Genomic DNA, 20386 nt, shown 5'->3' with positions numbered 1-20386 from the left:
TCAGGACGAGTCAATGACCCAAGAATCCCTCTCGGAAGCCGAATACGATGCGATCACCGATGCCGCCGCGCACTGGTGCATGCGTCTGCACGCCGTAGACTGTTCCGCCGAGGAGCGTCTGGCTTTCGAGCAATGGCGCGATGCGCATCCGCTGCATGCATTCGAATACGAAGCGATGCTGGAAATCTGGGACGTTGCCGAACATCTGCCGCGTCCGTCGCTGCCCCCAACGCTCAATGTGCCGATGACCACTGCGGTGCCCGCCTGGCGGCGCTACGCAATTGCCGCGAGCGTCTGCGCCCTGGCCTTGCCACTGGCGGCGTACGGTGGCTGGAATCTGGGCTGGTTGCCCAACAGCTATCAGCATTTCGCAGCCACCGACAATGTCCATCAGGTCACCTTGAAGGATGGCAGTCAGGTCGAGCTCAACCTCAATACTGAGTTGACCTTCAGCAATTACAAGGACGAGCGGCGGGTCACCCTGAAAAAGGGTGAAGCGTTTTTCGAAGTCAGCCATGACCTCTCCCACCCGTTCGTGGTCAGGGCCGGCGAAGGCAAGATCCGCGTGACCGGTACCCGCTTCAATGTCTGGCTCTACGAAGATCAGGTGCGGGTCAACCTGATCGAAGGCTCGGTGCTGGTAACCAGCAACGCCGCCCTGCCGGGCGACGGTTTGCGCCTGGGGCCGGCCATGCAGGCGCAGTACCGGCATGGCGACTACACGCCACAGATCAGCCAGACCTACGCCAACGATAACGCCCTGGCCTGGCGCAGCGGCAAACTGGTACTCGACAACCTGGCACTCAACGAAGCCTTGCCGCTGATCAATCGCTACCTGAGCAAACCGCTGAAACTGGCCGACGCCAGTACCGGCGCAATCCGTGTCGGCGGCGTCTACAACATCAAAGAGCTCGGCGGCCTCGTCAACACCCTGCCCAAGGTGTTGCCGGTCTACCTTACGCGCAATACCGAGGGTGATCCGGTGATCAACTCGATGCCGCGGCAGCCACCAAAAACCTGAAACCGGGCACCACCTGCCACGGTTAACTCAGGGCAACAAAAAAGCCGCTGTTCCTGTCAAGGAGCAGCGGCTTTTTCGTTCAGCCTGACTTACTGCGCAACCACCTCGGTGCCCTTGCCCGCCACCTCGCGAACCGTTTGCACCTGATACTGCGGATCGGCAGCGATCTGCTGCTCAGTGAACGGCAACACACTCCACTGCTTTTTCGAAAACGCCTCGGTCTGATCCCGGGAGTATTTCGACTCAGGGTCACTGGACAGCGAGAACGCCAGCAACCCTTGAGCGTGCGGGCCTTTGTCGTCGAAGGTCACCACTTGCAGGTAGCTGGTGCCGCTGACCACTTCGAGTTTGCCGTCTTCACGCGGCACGCTCTGGATCGCGTTGTAGATCCCCAGCGTTCCCGGCCCGCCGTGAATTGCGGTTTGTTGAGCGCCGCTGCTCGCCACCTGAATATCGCCCCAGCGGGTTTCAGGTTTGAGACCCATTTTCTGCGCAGTGGCAGCCGACGCCAGCAGCGCTTCACGCAGTGCCTTGCTCACGGCCGGTTGCTCGATCGCCAACCCGCGTGGCGTGTGTTGCGGGTCTTTTGGATCGAACGGCACACGCCAGACATCCGGCGACGCTTGCAGCGCCTGCATGATGTTCTGGAAATGCACCAGACCAATGCCCGAATCCAGATTCGCCCGGCCATCCCAACCCTTGAGACTGGCGCAAACCAGCTTCAACGCGGCCGCGTCCGCACCCAGATCCGCAGCGCAGAACTTCAGCAGATCGGGCAGCACCTGAGTCGCCAGATAGACGTTGTCGTCCATCACCATCTGTTGCAGATCCTTCACCGCCAGCGGCCCTTTTTTGCCGAGTGTGTTCAGGCGCTCCAGCGCAAATCTTGATCGCAGGCCCAGCGGCTGGCCGTCCTGACTGATCAGCGGCGAGAACCCGGTCAGCGGTTGTGCCGGGTTCGCCAGCCACGCCGAATCGTTGGAATGCTGGACGAAGTCCTTGCGCAACAGTTGCGGCAGCTGGCTGGCGGCATAGGTACCCTTCTGCGCAGCTTGCGGATCGATATCCCAGGCGCAAGCGCTGTTGGAACCGTCGAGCACGATCATCTGCAAGCCAATACGCGGGTCGCTGCACTTGGCCAGTTTGTCGGCGCTGACGTTCGGCACCACCGACAGGTTCATGTACAGCGTCTGCCCCTTGTCATCCACGGCCAGGGTGTTGACCCAGGGGATGCCCTGAAGCTTGTGCACCGAATCCTGCAGAGCCTTGAGGCTCGACGCCTGGTTCATCGCGTACCACTGCGTCAGCACGCGATCATTGTCCAGGTTGGCGTCGCGCAGGCTGTAGGCGTACTGATGATCCCAGTCGAGTTTGCCCGGCCATTGCACGATCGGGCCGAACTGCGAGCTGTAGACATCGCGCGAGACCGGCACCACCTGACCGTCCGCCTGTTTGACCTGCACAGTGACCGTCTGCTTGTTCAACGGCAGCGACTTGCCGTCGAGCAGGTAGCGGGTCGGGTCTTTCGGGTCGAGTTGCAGACGATACAGGGTGAAATGTTTGGATGAATCCACCGTGTGGGTCCAGGCCAGATGCTGATTGAAACCGATGTTGATCATCGGCAACCCCGGCAAGGCTGCGCCCATGACGTCGAGTTTGCCCGGAATGGTCAGGTGCATCTGGTAAAAGCGCATGCCGCCCACCCACGGGAAATGCGGGTTGGCCAGCAGCATGCCGCGCCCGTTGAACGAGCGCTCGCTGCCCACCGCCACGGCGTTGCTGCCGCGATCCAGAGCGAAGCGCTGCAGGCGCGCGTCCGCCAATTGATAGGCCTGGGCATTGCTGCCGAGCTGGGCCGTGGCCTGCGGCGGTGTCGCGCCAGCCAGCGCCTCGGCGAACTGCCCGACACCGCCCTCGACCAGCAGGCGCCGAGTGAGTTTGACCAGATCTTCGGCGCTGATATCACGCACCCACTCACCCTGGCACTGTTGCGGCAGACCCTGCTGGCGGCGTTCGGCGAGATAACGGTTATAGCCCGCGGCATAACCTTCCACCAGGTCGCGCACCTGCGCCGGTTGCGCGTCCCAGAACGCCTTTACCGTCGCAGGCGTATTGAGCCAGGTGAAGAACAGGTCGCTGACGCGATTCTCGCGTTGTTCGACGGTGAACTGCTCCGGCCCGAAATAACGCGAGCGCTGGCCATTGACCGTGACGATCTCGTTGGCCAGCAGGCACAGGTTGTCCTGCGCGTAGGCGTAACCGATGCCGAAACCCAGTCCGCGTTCATTTTCCGCGCGGATGTGCGGCACACCAAAGGAGGTGCGGCGGATATCGGCACTGGCTTGTGCAGCGGGACTGAACGCATGGGCGGACAGACTGAGTCCGAGAAACGCACCGGCGAGGGCCAGTCCGGTTAACTGTCGGGAAATAATCACACTCGCTCCTGAACGACAAGACAAGGATCGGCGCTTGCGCCGGATCCACTCTGAAATTGATTCATGCGCCTGGGCGCAAGACGGCTGTTCAGGAAACGAATGCGAGAAAAAAAATTTAGCCCGATTGAGGAAGGTGAAATTCACTGATTACGGGAAAACAACGAATAACCGACAAAATTTCTACATATTTCCTTTCATGATTTGTCGTGCTGAAACGTCTTGTTTACTGAGAGCAGTCAAAACGTTTCCTGATCGGGCTCTGAAAAGGAGTAACCCCATGTACAACTCGCAACTACCAATGGACGGTAGCCAGGCGTCACAAGGAGCTTCCATGAGTTCCCGCGCGAGCAGCTTCGCCCCCAGCCCCGAGCGTCAGGGCAATGAGCGTATTCGTCTGTTGCTGAAAAGCTTCGGCCTGCGCACCAGCCTGATTCGTCTGAAAGTCATCGACGCCCTGCTGGTCGCCGCACAAAGCGATCGACGCCTGGGCGTGCGCGGCGTGCACAGTCAACTGCTGGACCTGGATATTCCGTTGTCTTTTCTCAGCGTGCGCGAAGTGTTGAAGCGTCTATGCGCCGAAGGTGTGGTCACCTTCAACCCGGACAAGAGTTACAGCCTGCATCCACAGGCTGCTGCCGTGCTCAATCACGATTGAAGCGTCCCGCGATCGCCGTCAGGGCTTGACCTTGCGGCGCATCACCCCGTTGATCACCACTACGACCACCGCCACACCCATGGCGATGTACTGGAACATCTTCTGACTGATCATCCCGGCATTTTGCAGCCAGGACAGGCCGAGCATGATCGCCAGCACCGACAGGGCGATCAGGATCGAGTATTTCAAACGTTGCTTCTGGGTCATTGCGGGTTCCTGAAACTTTCAAATGTATCCGGTTTGTATCCGGTTGCATGCCATGCACATACCGTGTTGCGGGGATGGGCCTGGCCGAACGCGGTCTCATGTTACAGCCGATGAAGAGTTTTGGCTTCATGCCGGCGTAACCATGAGGATCTTTGAAATGTTCCGTCGAATCACCTGGCTGATTCCCCTCCTTGCCGTACTGACCTTGAGCGGCTGCATCATTTTCCCCCACGGCGGTTGGCATGATGGCCACCATCGTTATCAGGAAGGCCCCGGTTACTACCATCGATAGAACAGGATCGTTCGCCCGCCGGTGCGCCTGAAATACCGGTCGGGATACCTCACCAGCCTTTTCAATGCCAACCATGCCCGCCCGCCAGCGGGCATTTTTGTTGGCCCGCCTGTGCCTAGCCAATGCCTTTTCGATCAGCCTGCGGGGGTCAGTAAATACGCTGTAAGTATTTGAAATTTCATGTCGCAGCAAAGGATTGGCTGCCGCGACAACTCTGCCTCTAGTCTCTGCGAACTTTTCTCGCTTACTGAAACAGGGATGTTTATGCAGAGAACCTTGATCGTAATGACGCCCGTGCAGATTATCGGATTCTGCCTGGCCATTACCGCTTTTGAACTGCTCACCTATATGGCCAGCGACATGATCATGCCGGCCATGTTGACGGTGACCGGCGAGTTCAACGCCGATACCCGGCATGTAGCCAACGCCTTCAACCTGTATCTGATTGGCGGCGTTTGCCTGCAATGGCTGATCGGCCCCCTTTCCGACCGTTACGGCCGGCGTCGCTTGCTGTTGTTCGGTTGTGCGCTGTTCGGCCTGGCGTGCAGCGCCGCAGTCATAACGCAGCGCATTGAAGCCTTTAATGCGTTGCGCCTGATCCAGGGCATGGGCCTGGGCTTTGTGGTCGCCGTCAGCTACCCGACCCTGCAGGAAGTGTTCTGCGAGGCCGATGCCGTGCGCCTCATGGCATTACTGGGCAACGTGGCGCTACTGTCGCCGCTGCTCGGCCCTTTACTCGGCAGCCTGCTGCTGGAATGGCTGAGCTGGCGACAGATGTTTCTGGGGCTGGCGGCAACGAGTGTGGTTGTCTGGCTCGCTCTGTTTGTCTGGATGCCGGAAACGATCGACGTCGTGCGCCGTGACGGCCAGCGACAGGCTCCAGTGGCGTTTTCGCTCAGGCAGATCGGCCTGGGTTACCTCGCGCTGCTGCGCAACCGACGATTCATCGGCGCCAGTCTGACACTGGGCCTGATGAGCCTGCCGCTGATTGCCTGGATCGGACTGGCGCCGGTGCTGCTCATGCAACGCCTGGAGCTGTCTGCGCTGGAATATGGCCTGTGGCAAATCCCGGTGTTTGCGGCGGTGATCCTCGGTAATTTACTACTGGATCGATTGCTCGTCGGGCACACGCTCGCCCAGGTGATCGGTCTGGCCCTGTGGCCGTTTTGCCTCGGACTGCTGGGGCTGATCGCTGCTGCCCTGAGTTCGGCTGCGCTGCCATTGGCCGTTTGCGCACTGGCCGTGTATGCACTGGGGCTTGGTATGAGCAACGCCGCGCTGTACCGCTTGGCGCTGTTTTCCAGCGATGCGGGCAAGGGGCTGGTCTCGGCCATGATCGGCATGCTGTCGATTGCCGTGATGGGCAGCGGCGGCTCGCTCATCGCCATCATCGGCGGTGGCTCGAACCTGCAATCCTTTTCCCTGCTCGCCGGCCTCGGCGGCCTGCTGTGCCTGCCCCTGCTCTACCGCCTTCTGCGGCACCCGCCGCGTCCACCACACATCAATAAGGATATTCGATGACTCTGTTCCCCCACAGCGATGCGCTTTGCGCATTGCCGCAGCCCTATTGCCAGGAGGCCGTCCCCAAAGGGCTGTTCAATCTGGCCATGAGCGAAATCACCCGGTTTCACGCTCACCATACGCCCGGTTATGGCCACTGGTTGAACGCCCATGCAATCGCTGTCGATGACCTGGATGAGCTCGACGACTGGTCGCAATTGCCACCGATTTTCGCCAGTTTCTTCAAGCAACAGATGCTGCTCAGTCCGACGGGCGAAGACGCCCTGGAACTGACTTCCTCCGGCACCAGCGGCCAGAAGAGCCGCATGCGCTACGACGCGCGCAGCCTCGGCGCCGCGCAGTACATGGTCGAACGGATTTTCGCCCAATATGGCTGGATTGCCCCGCATGTCCCGTGCAACTACCTGTTGCTCGGCTATGAGCCCGAGCAGAAAAACACCTTGGGCACATCCTTCACCGATCAATTCCTGTGCAGTTTTGCTCCCGCCAATCGGGTGGTTTACGCCCTGCGTCGCACTGGTGACGGCCACCAGTTTGATCTGTTCGGCGTGATCAGCGCCTTGCAGGCCTTTGCCGAAGAAGGTCTGCCGGTACGCATCTTCGGCTTTCCCGCCTTTCTCTGGGAAACCCTGCAGCGCATGCGCGCCACCGGCGTGGCGGACCTGCAACTGACGGCCGGATCATTGGCATTTTTCGGCGGCGGCTGGAAAACCCGCGCCGCCGAAGAAGTCCCCAGACAAGCTTTATATGCACGGATCCAGCAACACCTGGGCATCGCTACCCAAGACTGTCGCGACGGTTACGGCGCCGTCGAACACGCGGTGCCTTACGTCGAATGTGCCCACCATCACTTTCACGTACCGGTCTACGCGAAAGTGTATGTACGCAGCCCGGTGGATTTTTCGGTGCTGCCCTATGGCCAGCGTGGCCTGCTGAATCTGGTCTCGCCCTACATTTCCTCAAGCCCGGCCCATGCCGTGGTCATGAGCGATCTGGCTACGCTGCATCCCGGCAACAGCTGTGCCTGCGGTCTGGCCAGCGACTGGTTCCAGTTGCATGGCCGCGCCGGCACCACGGCCGCGAGGAGCTGTGCCATGGCCGCGTCCGAACTGCTGGGGAGGCACTGATATGTACTTGATCAACGGTCAGTTGCACACCGAGTGCAGCCTCGACAGCGCCTTGCGCCAACTTCAGCTGGAGTTGCCACGAAGGTTACAGCTTCCACTGCAAACCAGCACACTGCTTGCCACTGCCAAGGCCTTCGCCGAACGTCTGCAACAAGAAGAAACGGAACTGCCACTGGCTCCCGGTCAGCGCGAGGCACTGATCGATTTCTGCCAGCCTGCCGCCCTGCAAGCCAAGCTGGATCGTGAACTGGGCTTGCGCCCCGATTCGCTGCGTCGCATCGACTATCGACAGTCACGCTTCGAGCGCTGGAGTCCGCTGGGCCTGGTGGTGCATATCACTCCGGCCAACGCGCCGCTGCTGGCGTTCTGTGCGGTGGTCGAGAGTCTGCTGAGCGGCAACGTCAACTGGCTGCGTCCCAGCAGCAGTGACGCTGGCTTCACCGCGCGCCTGCTTCAGGCGTTGGTTGCCTGTGATACAAGCGGACAACTCAATGGTTACGTGGCGGTGCTGCCGACCCGCACCGAACAAATCGGCCAGTTGTGCAAGCACGCCAACGGTGTCGCGGCCTGGGGTGGCGAAACCGCGCTGCAAGCCATCCGCCAGCAGATCCCGCCAGGCTGTCGCTGGATCGACTGGGGGCACCGCATCAGCTTCGCCTACCTGACCCCGGACGCGGCATCGCCCGCCGTCCTCGATGCGATTGTCGATGAAGTCTGCCGCCTCGATCAGCAAGCCTGCTCCAGCCCGCAGTGGTTGCTGGTGGACAGCGACGACGCGAGCGTACTGAACGATATCGGGGAGCAACTGGCCGCCGCATTCGAACGCCGTGCCGGACAATGGCCGGCGCTTGCGCCGACGCTTGAAGAGGCTTCGCAAATCACCACCTGCACGGCGATGGCCCGGCTGGCCCAGAGTTTTGCCGGGCAGACCGGCCGGGTCTGGAGTGCGCCGGGCTGGCGGGTGATCTGGAGTCATGATCGCCAGCTCGAACCTTCTGCGCTGTTTCGCAGCCTGTTGCTCAAACCCCTGCCCCGCGAGCGGCTCAGCGCTACATTGCTGCCCTGGCGTAACGTGCTGCAGAGCTGCGCCTTGCTGTGCCCCGAGGCGCAGATCGCCGAACTGGCACAAACGCTGATTGCTGCCGGTGTGACGCGCATTACCCCGATCGAGACTATTCACGATGGCTACGACGGCGAACCCCACGACGGTGTTTATGCGCTGCAACGCCTGAGTCGACGCGTATCGGTCAGTCTGCCGACGAACATACTGACCAGCCACTCCACGCTTGATCAGCTGCCTGCCCCACCACCACTGACCGGTCTGGCGATCATGGACAAAGGACAATTCGTCCGCCAGCCGCCGGATTCAGCGGCGCAGCTGTTCTTTCGCTCCGGCGGCAGCAGTGGCGCACCCGTGCTTTCCGGCTTCAGTTACCACGACTTCCAGCGCCAGATGCAGGCGGCCGCCGATGGTTTGCTCGCAGCCGGACTGGACCCGGCGCAGGACAGGGTCATGAACCTGTTTTTCAGCGGCGGACTGTACGGCGGCTTTTCCAGTTTTGCCAAAGTACTGGAACAACTGCAGGCCCGACACTGGCCGATGGGCGCCCCTGCGGACGACGATTACCGTGAGATCGCGCAGATGATCGAGGCTCAACGGATCACCGTGCTGATCGGCATGCCCGGCACCCTGCACCGGTTGTTTATCAACGAACAACAAATACTCCGGCGCTACGGTGGCGTCGCCAAGGTCTTTCTCGGTGGCGAACACCTGAGTGAGCAAACCCGCGAGCTCTTGCAAAGTTGCGGCGTCAGCCTGATCCGCTCGGCGATTTACGGCAGCGTTGATGCCGGTCCCCTGGGACATGCCTGCCGGGCCACGGCAGATGGTGTGTTCCACCTGATGAGCGACATCCAGCACCTGGAAATTGTCGATTTCGAGCATGACGTGCCGGTCGGTGACGGCGAATCCGGTCGTCTGCTGGTGACCTCTCGCGAGCGTCAGGGTCAGTCCGTGCAGCGCTATGACATTGGCGACAGCGGACGCTGGTTACCCGGCCCGTGTGCCTGCGGTCTGACGTCGCCGCGCTTCGAACTGCTGCAACGCCACGGCAACCTGCTGCGCATCGGCACCGATTTTATTTCGCTGGCGATCCTGGAGCAGCACCTTCAGATGCCGTTTCAACTGGTCCTCGATCACGGCCCTGACGGCCTGGAACGCATGCGCCTGCACTGCCCTCTGGAGCCGGCCGAGGTACACCGCCGACTGCAGAATTATTCGACGCTGATCACGCTGGTGCAGACCGGTTTGCTCACGCTCGACGTCGAGCAGTGTGCCGTCGAGCAGTTCGCCCGAAACCGGCACAGCGGCAAGACTCCCCTACTGATTGATACGCGCCGCTGACAGCAGCTATCTGCACGCGGCCCATCGCCACTTCATACAAGAAAAAATCATGAACACGATCGTTGAATTGAACAATTTGCTCGGTTACACCCGCCAACATTCGGCCTATTGCCGCGAACACTTCAAAGATGTCGCGGCACCCATCAGCGCTTTGACTGAACTGCCCCTGATCGATCCTGAACAATACTGGCGTGACAGTCAGCATCCGCACCAATGGCCAGTGTTGTCAGGCCCGTTGGAAGACGCGATGGTCTTCAAGACCGGGGGCACCACCGGCTCAGGAAAACTCTCGCTGTTCACCCGCGCAGAATGGCAAACCCTGGTGCGCGATTTCGGCAGCCACCTCACGGCGCAACTGAACCCCGGCGACCGGGTCGCCAATCTGTTCTTCGTCGGCGACCTGTATGCCAGCTTCATTTTTCTTCACGACGCGCTGGCCCATGTCCAGACTCCCGTCAGCGAATTTCCCTTCACCGGGGCCGTCGACAGCGCCGTACTGGCCGAGTCGATCGTTGCGTACCGGATCAATGTGCTGGCCGGTCTGCCGGCGCAAATGCTCAAATTCGCCGCCTGGCTTGAGCGCCAGTCACGGATCCTGGAGGGCGTCGAGACCCTGCTCTACGGCGGCGAAAGCCTGTTCGCCGCCCAGTTGCAAACGCTCCAGCGGGTGTTCCCGAACGCACGCATTGCCTCTATCGGCTACGCCAGTGTCGATGCCGGACTGATCGGCGTCAGCACCCGCGATTGCGCCCTGGGCGAACACCGGATGCTGGAGCGGCACAGCGTGCTGGAGATCATCGATGAGGTGAGCGGTGCCGTCATCGAAGAGTGCAACCGTAACGGCAGGCTGGTCCTGACCAATCTCACCCGGCGCCTGATGCCGGTGATCCGCTATCCGGTCGGCGACCTCGCCTGCTGGCGTGAACCGGCAGAGACGCCGATGCGCAAGTTCGCCCTGATGGGCCGCAGCATGAACAGCCAGCGCGTGCGGGTGAGCGTGTTGAGTCTGGATACCGGTGACATCGGCGAGCTGGTGCGCAAGATCGCCGCCAGCGATGACTGGCAACTGCTCATCGAACAGCGAGCAAGCAAAGATCTGCTGAGCCTCAAGTGGGTACCCTGCACGCGAACGGCTGACATCAGCCAGGCAAGCTCAACCCTGCACCGTGCGCTGATCGACCAATACCCGCTGATCGAGAAGCTGCAGTCCGATCAATTGCTGGAGCTGAACGTGATCGCCTGTGCGAACGATGAACTGACCTGTCATCCACGCTCCGGCAAACATCAGCGGGTCGTGGATCGACGGGTTTATGACCATCCGCAACAGGGGCAAGCGTGATGGACACGACAATCATCCGCCGCTATCGCGTCGCCGATGCGCCGGCAGTCAGCCGCCTGTTCGAAGAAATCTACGGCGTTCATTATCCTCAACCCCACGTGTATCTGCCCTGGATGATCAGCCAGAACCACAGTGACGGTCGCTGGCACTCGCTGGTAGCGGTGGTCAACGAGCATATCTGCGGGCACGCCACGTTGTTTCGTCAATCTGGCCGAAGCGCACTGGCGGAGCTGGCACTGACCGTGGTGCACCCGGACACTCGCGGGCAAAACATCGCCACCCAGTTGGGCCAGCAGCTGCTGATTCATGCCCAGGCGCTGGATTGCCGAGGCGTGACGATCAAGCAGGTCACGCACCACCCGTATACGCAGCGCATGGCCGCCGGCCTGGGGTTTCACAGCTGTGGTCTGTTGCCCGATTACGCGCCTTCGCCGTTCGGTGGAACAGGGCGGGAGACGATTGTTGTGGGTCACTGCAGCATCGACGGTTATCGGCGCCCGCTGCCGGCACTCGCCTGGCCGCAGGATTGCCGCGAGCTGATGTCGCGTCTGGAGGCGGTGTTTGGTACCACCGACCATACCGTGCCATGGAAAGGCCCGAAGATCCGCTTCGATCACGTATCCGGGCGCTACGACCTGCTGCTCAAGGCCCTCGATGACAACCTGCTCGAGCAATTGGGACAACTGCCGGCGCACTGGCTGATTTCGATCAGACTCAGACTCGCCCAAGGGTTTTCCAGCTCGCTGCGCAAACTGGCCGATGCCGGTTTCGCTTTCACCGGGATTGTCCCCGATGACCACAGCGACGGCTGGCTGGCACTGTTTCATCGTGGCTACCAGGCCTCCACGCTGAGCCTGCACTGTCCACACATGCAGCACCTGCAGGATCAGGCGCAGCAGGCCGGCGAAAGGTATCAGGACTAAAAACGAAAACGGCCCACCCAATCAATGGGTGGGCCGTGGGTGACCGGCTCAGGCCTTGGACTTGACGCCTTGATCCACCGGTTTCGCCGCGTTGCCTTCACCGTAGGTTTTCAGGTTCTGCAGCACATAGATCGCCTTTTTGTATTCAGGGATCAGGTTCTTGCCGTAGGCATTGCCATTGAGGCCATTGTTCTGAATGGCGTCGAGCTGGGTGGCGAAATACTCCAGCGCATTGAATTTTGCATCAGGGTCTTTGGTCACGCCGAAACGGTCGAACTTGTCGCCGGCATTGAGCAATGTAAAGGAGGTGATGTCGGAAATCAGCCCGCGCTCACGCAGGAAAACACTCAGATTGCTCAGTTGCTTGACCGAGACATTCGCCGGATCGAACCCCTTGATATTTTTGCGCAGGCCCTGCTTGTCCATTTCGGCAGTGTTCAGCGCGGTCGGATTGGTGCCGACCTTGGCGAGCATCTGCTGCACCTTGAGGCTTTGCTTGACCTCCTTCTTCGCGCCTGTATTGCGAACCAGCACCCCTGCCTTGCTCTCCCAGCCGCCGACAATGCCGATCGTCATGAGAAGACTCCCTGTGAAATAACCATGAAATGTCCTTGCTGGACTACTTGAATGCCGGGAAGTATCTACCGGCGAACTGGTGGCACCAACCCTTTTAATGCAGCCGCTTACAATTTTTGTACATTCTCGATACAAATTGCCAGAAGCTCACGGTGCCGCGGTTTCATGGCAGTTTGACGATTGCTCGCGAAGCTTTTTTTTGCGCTGGCTGACAAGAGGGTCAAGCCATTTGTATCGGAGTCGACACGCACCTTCCGTCAGCCCGACACTTTCTTGCACCAAAGTACTTAAAGCTTCCCCGTTCGCCGACGATACGCTGGTGTGACCCCGCCGTTTTTCCCTCGACCCCACAATAAGAATCGCAGCTCAAGGACCGGTATCCATGCCCGCATTCCGCACCATTCAGGCTCGCTACACGTTATTTCTGGTTCTGTTCATCCTGCTGCTGTCGGTGCTGACCGTGGTCGGTATCAGCCAATTGGTTGCCCCCAAGCTGCGGCATACCGAAGAACAGGTGGTGCTCAACCGGATTGCCGAAGTCGCCGAACAGATTCAGGGCGAACTGAACAAAGTCCAGGCGCAACAGCGCAGCATCACCCAGACCATTCCCCTGCTCGACAGCGCGGCCATCGACACAGTGTTGCCGGGCCTGGTGGATCAATACGGCGAGCTGAAAGTCTTCGGTGGCGGGATCTGGCCACTGCCGGGTCAGCGTGAGGCCGGGCGCAACAAGTTCAGCACGTTCTGGCACCGCGACGCCTCGGGCAAACTGGCGGTGAATACCTTCTGGAACAGCGACGCGGCGCCCAACTACTACGACCAGAGCTGGTACAAGGGCGGCATGCAGACTCCGCGCGGCCAGTGCGCCTGGGCCGCTGCCTATAAAGATGACGCGAGTGCCGAGCCGCGCACCAACTGCGCCATGGCGATCCAGAAAAACGGTGCAGCGTGGGGCGTGTCGACCATCGACGTGACGCTGGGCTTCTTCAACGATCTGGTGGCGCGCAAGGAAAAAGACCTCAACGCCGAAATGCTGATCGTCGAGGCCGACGGCAAGATCATCAGCAACAGCTCGCGCATCAGCGGCCCGATCGTGCTGAAGAACATCAGCGAACTCGCAGCCGGCTCGACCTTCGCCAGTCAGGTCAAGGCTGGCCTGCAGAACCGCGATCAGGCGCAACGCGTCGAGTTCGACAACAACGGCGAAGCCAGCACCTTCTTCATGCGCCCGATCGAAGGCACGCCGTGGTTCCTCGCCACCGCCCTGCCAACGAAAATGCTCACCGCCCAGCGTGACGACGTGCTCAGCAGCCTGAGCCTGTTGCAGATTCCGCTGGTGATTCTGCTGGTGTTGTTGCAGGTGTATGCGATCCGCCAACTGGTGTCGCGGATGAAAGCGCTGAAAGCCAACATCGACTTGCTGTCCAGCGGCGATGCCGACCTGACCCGGCGCATCACCATCCGTGCCGAAGACGAACTGGGCGCCATCGGCCACTCGGTCAACACCTTTATTGCCTACCTGCAGAACATGATCGGTGAAGTCACCCAGGCCACCGGCGCCATGGCTTCGAGCCTGGACGACCTGCAGCGTACGTCGGCCAACACCAGCCAGATTCTGCTGCGCCATGCTTCGGAAACCGATCAGACCGTTACCGCCATCACCGAAATGAGTTCGACGGCCGAGAGCGTCGCGCAGAACGCCGCAGAAACCGCAGCGTTCACCCAGCGCGCCAACGAGAACGCCGACCGCTCACGGGTGGTGGTCGGTGAAGCGACCAACAGCGTAGTGGCCTTGATCGACGAAGTGGCCAGCGCCACCCAGAAAGTCGAGAACATGCAGCAAGACGCGCAGCGCATCACCGAGATTCTCGGGGTGATCGGCGCAATCGCCGGGCAGACCAACCTGCTGGCCCTCAACGCAGCCATCGAAGCCGCCCGGGCCGGTGAACAGGGTCGCGGCTTTGCCGTGGTTGCCGATGAAGTCCGCGCCCTCGCCGCTCGCACCCAGGCCAGCACCTCGGAAATCAACGAGATGTTGACCCGCCTGACCCAAGGCGTGAGTTCCTCGGTCAGCGCCATGGAAAACACTCAGGCCAGCTGCCAGTCCGCCGCTGACGCCACGGCGCGGGTCAACTCCGGTCTGGATGAAATGGCCGGTTCGGTCAGCCACATCAACAGCCTCAGCACCCAGATCGCCACCGCTGCCGAACAGCAGAGTGCGGTCACCGAAGAGATCAACCGCAGCATGGTGCAGATCCGGCACATGGTCGAAGAACTGGTGCACAGCGGCCAGGCCAGCGAACTCAACACCCGCCAGTTGCTGGAAGCCAACAACCGGGTGAGCGCGATCATGGGGCGGTTCAAGGTTCGGTGATTCCCCTACCAGTCTATTGTGGCGAGGGAGCTTGCTCCCGCTGGGTCGCGAAGCGGCCCCAACTCTGGCAGCGCAATAAACAGGAAGCCGAAATTGACCGATTGGCGACTGCTACGCAGCCGAGCGGGAGCAAGCTCCCTCGCCACAGAGCGCATCTCCATTCCGCCTGACGGATTTGTAATCTCCCGCTCAGCAGGCTGTCAGGCTTGATCCAGGATCATCCTGCCAGCCTGCCTTGTATCAACTTGAAACACTCCGTTGATGCCCGGCAGGATAATCCGGTCAAAATACTTTCCTTTTTGACCGTCATCCTTGTCGAGAGCCCACCATGCGAACCTCCCTGCGACTGGCCGCCCTCAGCGCCCTGCTCCTGTCCTCCCTGGCCCAGGCCGCCGAGCTGATCCCGATCGAAGTGCACCGCGACGCCAATTGCGGCTGCTGCAAGAAATGGATCAGCCACCTCGAAGCCAACGGCTTCAAAGTCGAAGACCATGTCGAAAGCGACATGAGCAGCTTCAAGCAGCAACACGGCGTGCCACCGCGCCTGGGCTCGTGCCATACCGCGCTGATCAACGGCAAGTTCGTTGAAGGCCATGTGCCGGCGGAACAAGTGCTGGCCCTGAGCAAGCGTGACGATCTGCTGGGTATCGCCGCGCCGGGCATGCCCATGGGGTCACCGGGCATGGAAATGGACGGCATGAGCGATGCCTATCAAGTGATCGGCCTGAAAAAGGACGGCACAGATGTGGTGGTGGCAGACTACCCGGCCCACTGATGGCTGCCGGTTACGTCGGGCTGTTCGCCGCCGCGTTCGGCGCTGCGACGCTGTTGCCGCTGCAATCCGAAGCGCTGCTGGTCGGGCTGATCGCCAGCGACCGTTACTGGCTCTGGGGCCTGCTGGGCGTGGCGACGCTGGGCAATGTCCTCGGTTCGCTGGTCAACTGGTGGCTGGGGCGCGGCCTCGAACGCTTTCAGGATCGACGCTGGTTCCCCGTCAGCCCGAACCACATGGCCACTGCGCGCAAACACTACGAGCGCTATGGTCACTGGTCGCTGCTACTGAGTTGGCTGCCGGTGATCGGCGATCCACTGACCCTGATCGCCGGCGTCATGCGCGAGCCGCTCGGGCGCTTTCTGCTGATCGTCACGCTGGCCAAAGCGGCGCGTTACGCCGTGGTGGCGATGCTGACCCTGGGCTGGCTCGGTTGAACATTCCGGCCATGGCGTTGCCTGTGGTTAACGTCGCCCTAATCCGGGCGTTCCAGCATCGGCCGATTTCCATGGAGTTTGCCCTTATGTCCGTCACGCTATCCCGCTGGCTGCCCGGCCTGTTCCTCAGCGCTGCGCTGCCGCTGTTTGCCCACGCTGCAGCGCCCACTGAAACTGCACCCGCCGATGGCCAGACCTATGGCCCGGAGCTGCAAGGTTTCCAATACCCCTACACGCTCAAACACTTTGCCTTTCAGTCCCAGGGTAAATCCCTGCAAATGGGTTACATGGACGTCGCCGCCCACGGCAAGGCCAACGGGCGCACCGTGGTGCTGATGCACGGCAAGAATTTTTGCGCCGCCACCTGGGACAGTTCGATCAAGGCCTTGAGCGAGGCCGGTTATCGGGTCGTCGCGCCTGATCAGATCGGCTTCTGCACCTCCAGCAAACCCGATCACTACCAGTACAGCTTCCAGCAACTGGCGACCAACACCCAACAGCTGCTCAAGGCCCTCGGCATTCAGAAAGCCACCCTGCTCGGCCATTCCACCGGCGGCATGCTCGCCACTCGCTTCGCGCTGCTGTTCCCGGATCAGGTCGAACAACTGGCGCTGGTCAATCCGATCGGCCTGGAAGACTGGAAAGCCCTCGGCGTGCCGTATCGCACCGTTGATCAGTGGTATCAGCGCGAACTCAAAGTCACCGCCCAAGGCATTCGCGACTACGAGCGCAACACCTATTATGACGGGCGCTGGAAACCCGAATTCGACCGCTGGGTCGACATGCTCGCCGGCCTGAGCAATGGCCCGGGCAAAACCCAGGTGGCGTGGAACTCCGCGCTGATCTACGACATGATCTTCACCCAACCGGTGTACTACGAGTTCAAGGACCTGAAGATGCCGACCCTGCTGTTGATCGGCACGTCCGACACCACGGCCATCGGCAAGGACCTCGCGTCCCCCGAGGTCAAGGCGAAAATCGGCCACTATGAGGTGCTCGGCAAGCAGGTCGCCAAGCTGATTCCACAATCGACACTGGTGGAATTCCCCGGCCTCGGCCACGCGCCGCAGATGGAAGAACCGGCGAAGTTTCACCAGGCCTTGCTCGGCTGGCTGAACAACACCAATCCCGTTCGTTGATGAGGTAAGGCTGATGGCGGTGCAGATTGCAGTGATCGATGACTGGCAGGACGTGGCACGGGACGTGGTCGACTGGTCGGTGCTCGACAGCATTGGCGAAGTGACGTTTGTGCATGACTACCCGGCAGACAACGCCACACTGGCCGAGCGACTGGGCCAGTACCAGGTGATCTGCGTGATGCGCGAGCGCACGCGTTTCGACCAGGACCTGCTGCAGCGCCTGCCCAACCTCAAGCTGCTGGTCTCCGGCGGCATGCGTAACGCAGCGCTGGACATGCCGGCGGCCGCCAGCCTCGGGATCAAGGTCTGCGGCACCGACAGCTACAAACACGCGGCGCCGGAACTGACCTGGGCCTTGATCATGGCGGCCACGCGCAATCTGCTGAACGAAGCCAATTCCCTGCGCGCCGGTGGCTGGCAGCAAGGGCTGGGCGGTGACCTGCACGGCAAGACGTTGGGCATCCTCGGTCTGGGCAGCATCGGCCAGAAGGTCGCGCAATTCGGCCAGGTGTTCGGCATGCGCGTGATTGCCTGGAGCGAAAACCTCACCGCCGAACGCGCACAGCAGGCCGGCGTGACCTACGTCAGCAAGCAGGAATTGTTCGAACAGGCCGACGTGCTCTCGGTGCATCTGGTACTCAGCGAGCGCAGCCGAGGGCTGGTCGACGCACAGGCGCTGGACTGGATGAAACCCACCGCGCTGCTGGTCAACACCGCCCGTGGGCCGATCGTCGATGAAGCGGCGCTGATCAAGGCGTTGCAGAAACAGAAGATCGCCGGCGCGGCGCTGGATGTGTTCGATCAGGAGCCGCTGCCTGAACTGCATCCGTTCCGCACATTGGACAATGTGCTGGCCACACCACATGTGGGGTATGTCAGCCGGCAGAACTATGCGCAGTTCTTTGCGCAGATGATCGAGGATATTCAGGGGTGGGCCGCCGGGAGCCCGCTGCGCCTATTGAATTGATCGCAACGTTTCGATTGCGCTGAATCAACTGACGCCTTCGCGAGCAAGCCCGCTCCCACATTGGAAAAGTGTCGTACACAAATCAACTGTGGGAGCGGGCTTGCTCGCGAAGGGGCCTTAATAGACAACGCATCAACAAACTGCCCGCACCACAACAGTGCGCCCTGCCTTTCCGCTAGCACAAAATCGTGACCGCTCAGTCACCGTTTTAGCCCTCTCCCTCAAAAAAACCTGCCCTTCGTCGGTGCGTTCCTGCTTGCACACCACGGATTTCGCTGCCTGCCAACCGATTGTCGAACAATTTATCCGTTTGCTCTCGCTCGCTCTAGCATCTGGCCTAGACTGACTTTCGCGGATTAAAACCGGCCAGTCACAAACCCGAAAAATTGTCGAAACTTTTGCAGATGGCGGCGGGTCATCTGAAAGGCAGGGTCAACGCGACTGGTGCAATCCTTGCAACGGCCCCTTCACCCATTCTGCTTGCACGTGTTGGGTAGCGTTTGCTCACCGATGCGTGGCGCGTTTGCGCCCGGCCACAGGATTTGGCCACAGCTTGTTCGATACAAGAATCAGATCAACGACACGGGAGATTCATATGATCAGTGCGGCATTGGATATTCAGGGAGAGCGTGCTCAGCAGGCGGTTGGTGAATCGAGCACGGTGAGTCTTCCCGGCAGCCGGTCGATCAACGTCCCGGGCACCAAAACGCTGACGCCGGTCGCCAGCCAGAATCCCAACAAGAAGAAAGTGTTGTTCGTGACCTCGGAAATCGCCGATCTGGTGAAGACCGGGGGTCTGGGCGACGTCTCCGCCGCCCTGCCCCGCGCCATGGCGCACCTGCACGATGTGCGCGTGTTGATCCCCGGTTACCCGCAGGTGATGCACAGCGAGAACCCGATCCACATCATCGGTGAGCTCGGCGGCCATGCCGCATTGCCTCCGTGCAAGATCGGGCGCATGGACATGCCGGACGGCTTGGTGATCTACGTGCTGATCTGCCCCGAGCTGTATGAGCGTGAAGGCTCGCCGTACGGTGCCAACAACGGTCGCGACTGGCCGGACAACCACATTCGTTTCGCCCGCCTGGGCTTGGCCGCTGCCGACATCGCCGCCAACCTCGCACAAATTCACTGGTGCCCGGATCTGGTGCACGCCCACGACTGGCCCGCCGGTCTGGCCCCTGCGTATATGCACTGGCGCGGGCAGCGCACGCCCACTCTGTTCACCATTCACAACCTCGCCTATCAAGGCGTGACCAGCCTCGGCTCGTGCCCGGAGCTGGGTATTCCGACCCATGCCCTGCAACAGGAAGGCATGGAGTTCTACGGCAAGATGTCGTTCCTCAAGGCCGGCATGGCCTATTCGAGCCACATCACCACCGTCAGCGCCACCTACGCGCAGGAAATCACCACCCCGGATTTCGGCTGCGGTCTCGACGGTTTTCTCGCCGCCAAGACCCAGCAAGGCTTGCTCAGCGGCATCCCCAACGGCATCGATGAGAGCTGGGACGCCGCGACTGATCCACACCTGTTCGCGCCGTTCGCCATCGGCGACTGGGAAGGCAAAGCGATCAATGCCGCCCATGTACGTGAACTGTTTGGCTTGAAAGATTCCAGCGGCCCGCTGTTCGCCGTGGTTTCGCGTCTGGTTTATCAGAAAGGCCTGGACCTGACTGAAGCAGTGTCCGAATACATCGTGCAGAACGGCGGCCAGATCGCAATCATCGGCCGTGGCGAGCCGGAAGAAGAACAGGCCATGCGTGAACTGGCGCTGCGCTTCCCCGGGCAGATCGGCGTGCGCATCGGCTTCAATGAGACCGACGCCCGGCGCATGTTCGCCGGCAGCGATTTCCTGCTGATGCCGTCGCGTTATGAACCCTGCGGCCTGAGCCAGATGTACGCCCAGCGCTTCGGCTCGTTGCCCGTGGCGCGCAATACCGGCGGCCTGGCCGACACCATCGAAAACGGTGTCACCGGTTTCCTCTTCGACGAATCCACTGTCGAGAGCTACCGCGAAGCGCTGAGCCGCGCATTCAAGGTCTTTGCCTTTCCCGAACTGCTCAATGCCATGCGCTGCCGAGCGATGGCCGCGCCGTTCAACTGGTGCAAAGCGGTCGAACCCTACGCCGAACTCTACGAACAACTGGTCGCCAAGGCGCTGGGTAAAGCCGGCCACAAATAACTCAGGGAGCTTTTC

The 20386-nt window shown here is 60.9% G+C and carries 17 protein-coding genes; 14 read left to right on the top strand and 3 right to left on the bottom strand.

Annotation, left to right across the window (positions count from 1 at the left end):
- Positions 1 to 13: 13 nt before the first annotated feature.
- Positions 14 to 1021, top strand: coding sequence for a FecR family protein (locus tag QRN61_RS15480; RefSeq protein WP_150370503.1), 1008 nt, complete (start codon positions 14 to 16; stop codon positions 1019 to 1021).
- Positions 1022 to 1110: 89 nt separating this feature from the next.
- Here the strand turns inward: QRN61_RS15480 and pvdQ are convergent, their stop codons facing one another.
- Positions 1111 to 3456 (bottom strand): bifunctional acylase PvdQ, encoded by a 2346-nt coding sequence (pvdQ, locus tag QRN61_RS15475; RefSeq protein WP_150370502.1) that lies wholly within the window; start codon positions 3454 to 3456, stop codon positions 1111 to 1113.
- Between the two features lie 277 nt (positions 3457 to 3733).
- Between pvdQ and QRN61_RS15470 the strand changes: the two genes are divergently transcribed.
- Positions 3734 to 4111 carry a fe2+ zn2+ uptake regulation protein gene (locus tag QRN61_RS15470; RefSeq protein WP_027612026.1) on the top strand — a complete coding sequence of 126 codons (378 nt, stop codon included), beginning with the start codon at positions 3734 to 3736 and terminating at the stop codon, positions 4109 to 4111.
- 18 nt (positions 4112 to 4129) lie between these two features.
- Here QRN61_RS15470 and QRN61_RS15465 read toward each other — a convergent pair whose 3' ends face one another.
- Positions 4130 to 4318, bottom strand: a complete 189-nt coding sequence (locus QRN61_RS15465; RefSeq protein ID WP_007961862.1) for a hypothetical protein — start codon at positions 4316 to 4318, stop codon at positions 4130 to 4132.
- A 157-nt stretch (positions 4319 to 4475) separates the two neighbouring features.
- On the opposite strand from QRN61_RS15465, the gene QRN61_RS15460 reads away from it, so the two are divergent.
- The 6 genes from QRN61_RS15460 to QRN61_RS15435 all read left to right on the top strand — a co-directional run bounded on the left by QRN61_RS15460 (position 4476) and on the right by QRN61_RS15435 (position 11924).
- Positions 4476 to 4610 (top strand): hypothetical protein, encoded by a 135-nt coding sequence (locus QRN61_RS15460; RefSeq protein WP_256214187.1) that lies wholly within the window; start codon positions 4476 to 4478, stop codon positions 4608 to 4610.
- A gap of 264 nt (positions 4611 to 4874) precedes the next feature.
- On the top strand, positions 4875 to 6131 hold the full coding sequence (locus tag QRN61_RS15455) for an MFS transporter (RefSeq protein WP_150370501.1): 1257 nt from the start codon (positions 4875 to 4877) through the stop codon (positions 6129 to 6131).
- Positions 6128 to 7258 (top strand): LuxE/PaaK family acyltransferase, encoded by a 1131-nt coding sequence (locus QRN61_RS15450; RefSeq protein ID WP_285374119.1) that lies wholly within the window; start codon positions 6128 to 6130, stop codon positions 7256 to 7258. Before QRN61_RS15455 ends, QRN61_RS15450 begins: the two co-directional genes overlap by 4 nt.
- A gap of 1 nt (position 7259) precedes the next feature.
- Positions 7260 to 9662: an aldehyde dehydrogenase family protein gene (locus QRN61_RS15445; RefSeq protein ID WP_285374118.1), complete on the top strand. Its 2403-nt coding sequence runs from the start codon at positions 7260 to 7262 to the stop codon at positions 9660 to 9662.
- Positions 9663 to 9711: 49 nt separating this feature from the next.
- Entirely contained in the window at positions 9712 to 11001 is a 1290-nt protein-coding gene (locus QRN61_RS15440; protein ID WP_150370498.1) for a phenylacetate--CoA ligase family protein, read from the top strand.
- Complete coding sequence (locus QRN61_RS15435; RefSeq protein WP_150370497.1) at positions 11001 to 11924, top strand: GNAT family N-acetyltransferase; 924 nt, start codon at positions 11001 to 11003, stop codon at positions 11922 to 11924. The genes QRN61_RS15440 and QRN61_RS15435 overlap by 1 nt, the downstream gene beginning before the upstream one ends.
- A 48-nt stretch (positions 11925 to 11972) precedes the next feature.
- On the opposite strand, the gene QRN61_RS15430 is transcribed toward QRN61_RS15435, so the two are convergent.
- Positions 11973 to 12500, bottom strand: coding sequence for a hypothetical protein (locus QRN61_RS15430; protein ID WP_027612032.1), 528 nt, complete (start codon positions 12498 to 12500; stop codon positions 11973 to 11975).
- Between the two features lie 382 nt (positions 12501 to 12882).
- Here QRN61_RS15430 and QRN61_RS15425 point away from each other — a divergent pair, with 382 nt between their 5' ends.
- The 6 genes from QRN61_RS15425 (at position 12883) to glgA (ending at position 20371) form a co-directional block, all read left to right on the top strand.
- On the top strand, positions 12883 to 14874 hold the full coding sequence (locus QRN61_RS15425) for a methyl-accepting chemotaxis protein (protein WP_098963936.1): 1992 nt from the start codon (positions 12883 to 12885) through the stop codon (positions 14872 to 14874).
- Positions 14875 to 15202: 328 nt separating this feature from the next.
- Positions 15203 to 15649, top strand: a complete 447-nt coding sequence (locus QRN61_RS15420) for a DUF411 domain-containing protein (RefSeq protein ID WP_103369533.1) — start codon at positions 15203 to 15205, stop codon at positions 15647 to 15649.
- Positions 15649 to 16083, top strand: a complete 435-nt coding sequence (locus QRN61_RS15415; protein ID WP_097089622.1) for a YqaA family protein — start codon at positions 15649 to 15651, stop codon at positions 16081 to 16083. The genes QRN61_RS15420 and QRN61_RS15415 overlap by 1 nt, the downstream gene beginning before the upstream one ends.
- A gap of 86 nt (positions 16084 to 16169) precedes the next feature.
- The gene (locus tag QRN61_RS15410; protein ID WP_027612036.1) at positions 16170 to 17222 is read left to right on the top strand and encodes an alpha/beta fold hydrolase; all 1053 of its coding nucleotides are present in this window, start codon (positions 16170 to 16172) and stop codon (positions 17220 to 17222) included.
- Between the two features lie 13 nt (positions 17223 to 17235).
- Positions 17236 to 18189 (top strand): D-2-hydroxyacid dehydrogenase family protein, encoded by a 954-nt coding sequence (locus QRN61_RS15405; RefSeq protein WP_150370495.1) that lies wholly within the window; start codon positions 17236 to 17238, stop codon positions 18187 to 18189.
- A 595-nt stretch (positions 18190 to 18784) separates the two neighbouring features.
- Positions 18785 to 20371 carry a glycogen synthase GlgA gene (gene glgA, locus QRN61_RS15400; RefSeq protein WP_095135607.1) on the top strand — a complete coding sequence of 529 codons (1587 nt, stop codon included), beginning with the start codon at positions 18785 to 18787 and terminating at the stop codon, positions 20369 to 20371.
- The last annotated feature ends 15 nt before the right edge of the window (positions 20372 to 20386 follow it).

This window comes from Pseudomonas sp. lyk4-TYG-107, from assembly GCF_030209055.1.
In the GTDB taxonomy this organism is placed as follows: domain Bacteria; phylum Pseudomonadota; class Gammaproteobacteria; order Pseudomonadales; family Pseudomonadaceae; genus Aquipseudomonas; species Aquipseudomonas putida_A.
This window is presented reverse-complemented; position numbering and strand designations above follow the sequence as displayed.